Source organism: Microbacterium sp. K41, from assembly GCF_004794395.1.
Lineage (GTDB): Bacteria > Actinomycetota > Actinomycetes > Actinomycetales > Microbacteriaceae > Microbacterium > Microbacterium sufflavum.
Genome location: NZ_SSDO01000027.1, coordinates 1 through 6118, shown reverse-complemented (window position 1 = coordinate 6118; position 6118 = coordinate 1). Strand labels below are relative to the sequence as shown.

At 71.7% G+C, this 6118-nt stretch carries 7 protein-coding genes; 4 read left to right on the top strand and 3 right to left on the bottom strand.

The window, feature by feature from the left end:
* The coding region (locus DW309_RS00350) for a hypothetical protein (protein ID WP_136044195.1) at window positions 1–260 on the bottom strand (260 nt) is incomplete at its 3' end.
* 85 nt (window positions 261–345) lie between these two features.
* Between DW309_RS00350 and DW309_RS00345 the strand changes: the two genes are divergently transcribed.
* From DW309_RS00345 to DW309_RS00335, 3 genes are all read left to right on the top strand, one after another.
* Window positions 346–1617 carry an MFS transporter gene (locus tag DW309_RS00345; RefSeq protein ID WP_240753068.1) on the top strand — a complete coding sequence of 424 codons (1272 nt, stop codon included), beginning with the start codon at window positions 346–348 and terminating at the stop codon, window positions 1615–1617.
* A gap of 10 nt (window positions 1618–1627) precedes the next feature.
* The gene (locus tag DW309_RS00340; protein ID WP_136034899.1) at window positions 1628–2134 is read left to right on the top strand and encodes a hypothetical protein; all 507 of its coding nucleotides are present in this window, start codon (window positions 1628–1630) and stop codon (window positions 2132–2134) included.
* A gap of 78 nt (window positions 2135–2212) precedes the next feature.
* On the top strand, window positions 2213–3247 hold the full coding sequence (locus DW309_RS00335) for a DNA topoisomerase IB (protein ID WP_136044193.1): 1035 nt from the start codon (window positions 2213–2215) through the stop codon (window positions 3245–3247).
* Here DW309_RS00335 and DW309_RS00330 read toward each other — a convergent pair.
* Both DW309_RS00330 and DW309_RS00325 read right to left on the bottom strand, forming a co-directional pair.
* A complete protein-coding gene (locus tag DW309_RS00330) occupies window positions 3192–4175 on the bottom strand; it encodes a hypothetical protein (RefSeq protein WP_136044192.1) in 984 nt (327 codons plus the stop codon). The genes DW309_RS00335 and DW309_RS00330 overlap by 56 nt on opposite strands.
* 25 nt (window positions 4176–4200) lie before the next feature.
* Entirely contained in the window at window positions 4201–4698 is a 498-nt protein-coding gene (locus tag DW309_RS00325; RefSeq protein ID WP_136044191.1) for a hypothetical protein, read from the bottom strand.
* Between the two features lie 129 nt (window positions 4699–4827).
* On the opposite strand from DW309_RS00325, the gene DW309_RS00320 reads away from it, so the two are divergent.
* Window positions 4828–6118: hypothetical protein (locus DW309_RS00320; RefSeq protein ID WP_205812563.1), on the top strand; the 1291-nt coding region annotated here is incomplete at its 3' end.

The following is a 6118-nucleotide window of genomic DNA, read 5'->3' as shown; positions in this document are numbered from 1 at the left end:
GTCGCGCCGTACGCCGCGGGGTACGCGGTCGGTGCGGAGGTGGGGAGGTCGTGGCCGCCCAGGGGCATCGTCGCGGCGACGGTCGCGGCGGGCGGCGTGGCCTGGCCGCTGACGGTGAGCCAGTAGTCGTACCAGCTGCGGCTCGCCTGGTCGTCGGCCTGCACCCGCTGGGCCTCGGCGGCGGTCAGCGGGAGGCCGAGGGCCTGCAGCCCCTCGTCGCTCAGCAGGGACGATCGGAACTCCTCGTATGACAGCGGCATGGTCGCAGAATATCGGTTCGGCGCCGGATCGGCAGGCCGCGCGGCCGATGTCGGAAGACCCTGGAACACTACCGAGGTGATCGGAATGAGCTCCTTCTGGAAAGCGCTGCCCACCGAGGGGCGCTGGCTGCTGTCCACCGTCGCCATCCAGACGCTCGGGCGGGGCATGACGTTGCCGTTCACGATCATCTACCTGCACGAGGTCCGCGGGTTCGACCTGGGGCTCTCGGGCGCGCTGATGAGCCTGATCGCCATCACCGGGCTCGTCGTGACCGGTCCGGGAGGCACGCTCATCGACCGCTTCGGTGCCCGCCGCGTGCTGATCACGGGACTGCTGGCGATGATCGCGGGGTGCACGCTCCTGGCGTACGCGACGCACCCTGCCGTGGCCACCGTGGCCGTGGTGCTGATCGGCGTGAACTTCGGCGTCTCCTGGCCGGGGTTCAACGCCCTGATCGCCTCGGTGGTCGAGGGTGAGCTCCGCCAGCAGTACTTCGGCGTGAACTTCGCGCTCGTGAACCTGGGCATCGGCGTCGGCGGCATCGTCGGCGGGTTCTTCGTGAACGTCGACGATTCCGCGACCTTCACCACGATCTTCCTCATCGACGCGGCGACCAGTCTCATCCCGCTCGCGCTGCTCCTCGGGCCGCTGCGACGTGTGCGCACGCAGCCCGACCACGGCCCGGCCGACGAGACGGCGGGTGGCTACCGCGAGATCGTGCGCCGGCCCGCGGTGCTGTGGCTGACGCTGCTCACCTTCCTCTCCGTCTTCATCGGCTACGGACAGCTGGAGGCCGGCTTCCCGGCGTTCGCGCGACAGGTGGCAGAGGTGTCGACACAGGTGGTCGGCATCTCCTTCGCCGTGAACACCGCGGTGATCGTGCTGCTGCAGTTCGCGGTGCTCCGGCTGATCTCCGGCAAGCGTCGCACGCGGGTGATGCAGGTGATGGCGCTCATCTGGGCCCTGTCCTGGGTCGCGCTCGGAGCTGCGGGGCTGCTGCCCGACTCGCTCGCGGCCGCGATCGGGGTGATCGCGTTCATGGGGGTGTTCGCATTCGGGGAGACGATGCTGCAGCCGACGGTGCCCGCGATCTACAACGACCTCGCCACCGACCGCACCCGGGGCCGCTACAACGCGATCAACTCGGCGGCGTTCCAGGGTGGAGCGATCACCGGGCCGTTGGTGGCCGGTCTGCTGCTCGGCGCGGGGGCGCAGGGCTGGTTCATCGGCGTGATGGTGGCCGGAAGTCTGGCGGTGGGCGTGCTGGCTCTCGTGCTCGAGCGCGTGGTGCCTTCGGAGGCGAACGGCGTCCCCCTCCATCGAACGGAGGAGGTCGCGGGCGAGGCCGCGGTCTAGGCTCCGGAGCATGGCACTCGAATCGCTCTTCCTCCGCCTCGATCGGATCGCCGGCGGGCGGCAGGCCGGCGTCGCGATCAGCGAGGCCGGACGCACGCATCCGAAGACCGTGCGCGCCTTCACCTGGATCCTCTGGCTGCTGGTCGCGGAACTGGTGCTCGGGGTCGGCGCCGTCGTCGTCGCGCTGATCCTCGCCGTCGACGGCGAGAGGGTGCCGTTCGCCGTGTGGATGCGCACGCTCATCGTGCTGGCGATGACGGCGACCCTGTTCTACTTCGCCTGGCGGGCCCGTCGTGGTTGGCGCTGGGCCTACCAGCGCCTGCGCCTCTTCGCGCAGATCTTCCCGGTCATCACGCTCGTCATGGCCGCTATCCCCGGGCTGTACCCGGTGTGGATGGTGACCGAGCAGATCGTGTTCAGCCTCATCATGATCGGCATCGCCGACTTCCTCACCAGCGACCACATGCGCTCCGTCTTCGCGAAGGATCCGCAAGCGGATAGCACCTCGGCCGGGTGACGCGCCACTCCCTTTTCATCCGGTCGCGCCCGAGGCAGGCTTCAGGGGACCGGAACGACGACGGCGGGAGGAGCAGGGATGGCGCGGCTGATCAGGGTGGTGCCGGGCGTCGACCCGGGGTTCCATCGACAGCGGTCCGGCTCCGGGTTCCGCTACGTCGACCCGACCGGCGCACCGGCGCCCGAGGCCGACCGGGAGCGCATCAACGACCTGGTCATCCCGCCCGCGTGGCGCGACGTGTGGATCGCGGCCGACCCGCTCGCGCATATCCAGGCCGTCGGCATCGACCAGGCCGACCGTAAGCAGTACCTCTACCACCCGCTGTGGCGCGTCTCCCGCGACCGCCGGAAGTTCGTGCGCGCCCTCGATCTGGCCTCCGCGCTCCCGAGCGCGAGGGCGCAGGTGACCAGGGCGCTGCGCGAAGAGGGGCAGACCAAGGACAGGGCCCTCGCGATCGCGTTCCGACTGCTCGACGACGCCGCCCTGCGCATCGGATCCGAGCGGTACCTCGCGCGTCACGGCAGCCGTGGACTGACCACGCTGAGGCGCCGCGACGTGCGCCTCGACGGCCGCGACGTGGCACTGTCGTTCCCTGCCAAGAGCGGTCGCACCGCCTCGATCGAGATCACCGACGAGGCCCTCGCGGAGGCGCTCACGGACTTCGCGGCGGGAGCCTCGAATGCGTTCCTGCTCGCGTACCGCAAAGGGAGGAGGCGTGTGAAGATCACGCCCGCGGAGGTGAACGCGTACCTCAAGGACGTGTTGGGGGCGAGCTTCACGGCGAAGGACTTCCGCACACTGCACGGCACGATCATCGCCGCCGACGCCCTCGCCCGCATCGGGGCGCTCGACCGCAAGGGTCAGCGCGCGCAGGCCGAGCGGCTGGCCGTGCAGGCCGCCGCGACCGCGCTCGGGAACACGACCGCCGTGGCACGCAACAGCTACATCGACCCGCGCGTGTTCCGGCAGTACGCGCGCGGACGCACCCTCGACCTCGACGTGACCCCCGAGACCGCGATCCGTCGCCTCCTCGGCGGTCCCGAGACCTCCCGCAAGGTCAACCGGCGAGGGACGTCCAGAGGGCGGCGATCAGCAGCGGCACGAGCGGCGTGAGCACGGCCGCGACCACCGGCCACCACCGGGTGCGCGTCTCCACGCCGCGCGCCGCGGCCGAGAGACGGTCGCCGGCGCGGCGGTAGGTCGCGGCGTCGATCGCGGGGGCCGCGTCGTCGCGGTAGAGGAACGTGCGGCGGCCGAAGCGATCGTGCAGCACCGCGATCGTCGTGAGGAACCGGGACAGCTCGGCGGGTTGGGTGAGATCGCGCGCGGGGAAGTAGACGTGCAGCGTGCTGTCGACGATCTCCAGATCGAGGTGGGGGCTCTCGTCCAGGAGCACCGCCATGAGGTCCGGCGTGAGCACGTAGAGGGCATCGGTCTCGTAGCCCGCGGGCACAGACACCTCGAACACGTCGCTGAAGTCGCCCTCCAGCGTCAGCACGGATCCCCGCCGCGCCCGCTGCGGCAGCACGCTGAGGGCGCCGCCTCCACGCCGAGAGCGCAGGGTCAGTCGCGGGGCTTCGCTGGGCAGGGGGATCCGGACCGCGCGGACCGTGTGCAGGGTGGAGCCCTCGCCGTCGCCTACGACGAACGTCCGCTCGACCGAGTCGAACGGCACGGCGCTCTCCCTGGCGTCGATCAGATCCGTCGCGGTGCGGTTTCCTCGCTCGATCTGCTCGTCGACAGACCCGCCCCAGAGGCGGTCGCCCACGTCAGCGCGGTAGTCCCAGCCGAGGGCGCGCGCCGTGGCGATCAGACGCTCCCGTCGGCGACGGTGCGCCAGGATCCGCACGGCCGCGACGGCGACGAGCGCACCCCCGCCGAGGATCACCCCGGCCTGTGCGAGCACCAGCGGCAGCGCCGTGAGGCCGAAGCCGACGGGCAGCACGTACAGCGCGAGGACGGCTGCCACACCCAGATAGGCGGCGGACAGTCCGGCGAGGAGGGCCAGGACGGGCGCACCCCCCGATGCGCCCGCCCCCATCCCTCCGGGCTCTCGCCTCACCGGCTCACGGCTTGTAGACGATGGCGATGTGCAGCTGCCCGCCCTCGCGCACCCACGCGAGCCACCGGGGTTCGCCGAGGCCGCTCAGCCGCTGGATCGGCACGACGTACACCCCCTCCTGGGCCCGGCTCAGCGCCCGGAACTCGGGCTTCTTCGAGATCCAGATCGCGCCACCGCCGTCCCACGGCTCGAGGCAGGTGTAGACGTAGCCGTGCTCGCGCAGGTTGATGCTGTCGGCCAGCCGATCGGCCTGCGGGCGGAGCTCGGCGAGCGTCTGCTCGGGCACGGTGCCGTCGAGGGTGAACGCGGCGACGTCGTACACGTTGCCCTCGCCGTAGTCGCGGGAGGTGAGAAGCGTCAGCTCGGTCACGCCCTTGTCGGACGCGCGCATCCACAGCGCGTGCGAGTTCTTGGCGCGCTTGTTCATCAGGAATCCGCCGAAGTTCACCTTCTGGAAGGCGAAGTCGTCGAGCTTCGCCGCGATCTCGGCACGCGTGGTCATGGTCTCTCCTTCTCCGGCCGCACGGCCGCTCCACCGGGGAGCCTAGGCAGACGCCGCCGTGTGGCGTCCGTGCCCGAACGACCCCGAACGACCCGCGGCCTCGATGGGGTCCTGCCCTAGGCTCGTGACATGCCCGACCCGCGGACCCTCGACGAGCTGAGCGTCGGGCTCGGGCGTCTGCGGTCCGCCGCCGGAGCGCCGTCGTATGCGGAGATCGCCCGCCGCATCGGTGCCGTGCGCGGGAGCGAGCCGGCGAAGGTGACGGTGTACGACTGCTTCCGCCCCGGGCGGCGACGCGTCGACGAGGCACTGGTGGGCGACATCGTGCAGGCGCTCGGGGCCGACCACGCCGAAGCCGATCGATGGCGTTCCCTGGCGCGAACCCTCAACGGCGACCGCTCGGGCGTGCACGTGGAGGTGGTCGTGGCCCCGCGGGAGACCGCGGGCGCGGAGATCGGTCGCGAACGCCTGCTCACGGAGCTGCCGCGCGCCGACATCACGCTCGTCACGGGACTCCCCGGCGTGGGCAAGAGCACGTTCGCGTCGGCGCTGGCCGGCGCAGCCCCCGCGCTCACGGTGCAGCTGCGCGAATCGGAGCCCGACCGCCCGATCGCCGATCCGGTCGACGTGCTGCGGCGGATGCTCGCCGCGCTGGGGTCGCGCTCCCTGCCGTACGAGCTGACGCGGTTGCGTGCGCAGCTGCAGGCAGCGGCCGGCTCGACGACCGTGATCCTGGAAGACGCCGTGGATCCCCGACGGCTCGGCGCCCTCCTGGTCCCCGGCGTGCGGTTCATCGTGACCTCACGGGTGGATCAGGTCGACCTGGAGCAGCGATTGCGGGCCCGGAGCATCGCGGTCTCGCGGATCCGGCTCGAACCCCTGGCGGACGACGACGCCCGCCGCCTTCTCGTGGCGCTTCTCACGGGCCGGGGACGGCAGGCCCCGGCCGAGGGGATGGATGCGGCGGCGCTCGACCGGATCGTGGCGGTCGCGGGCGGGCTTCCCCTCGACCTCGCGATGCTGGCCGGCATCGTGCGGGAACACGAAGGGTGGTCGTTCGCGGATCTGGCCACGCGGTTCGAGCATGAGCCGCGGGACGTACGGATGCGTCCGGTCCTGGAGGCCGCGACGCGCTCCCTTCCCGGGCACGAGGCCGACCTGCTCGCCGACCTGGCGCTGCTGGACCGTGAGGTCGATGAGACCCTGCTGCTCACGGCGGCGGGCGCGGGGGCGGCCGCCCGGCTGGAACGACTGCGCGCGCGTCACCTGGTGGAGCGGCATGACGGGCGGGTACGCCTGCACGACACCGTGTTCGCCTTCGCCGCTGACCGCTCACGCGCACTCCGGCCGACGTCGGTGCGGCGGCGGTTCGTCGGTGCGGCGGCGAGTACCGTCCTCGCGCGCGCCGAGATCGGAAGAG

What these genes read in the sequence shown, in the direction of transcription:
- DW309_RS00345 (WP_240753068.1), top strand. Translation starts at nt 346, where the DNA reads ATGAGCTCCTTCTGGAAAGCGCTGCCCACCGAGGGGCGCTGGCTGCTG.
- DW309_RS00340 (WP_136034899.1), top strand. Translation starts at nt 1,628, where the DNA reads ATGGCACTCGAATCGCTCTTCCTCCGCCTCGATCGGATCGCCGGCGGG.
- DW309_RS00335 (WP_136044193.1), top strand. Translation starts at nt 2,213, where the DNA reads ATGGCGCGGCTGATCAGGGTGGTGCCGGGCGTCGACCCGGGGTTCCAT.
- DW309_RS00330 (WP_136044192.1), bottom strand. Translation starts at nt 4,175, where the DNA reads ATGGGGGCGGGCGCATCGGGGGGTGCGCCCGTCCTGGCCCTCCTCGCC.
- DW309_RS00325 (WP_136044191.1), bottom strand. Translation starts at nt 4,698, where the DNA reads ATGACCACGCGTGCCGAGATCGCGGCGAAGCTCGACGACTTCGCCTTC.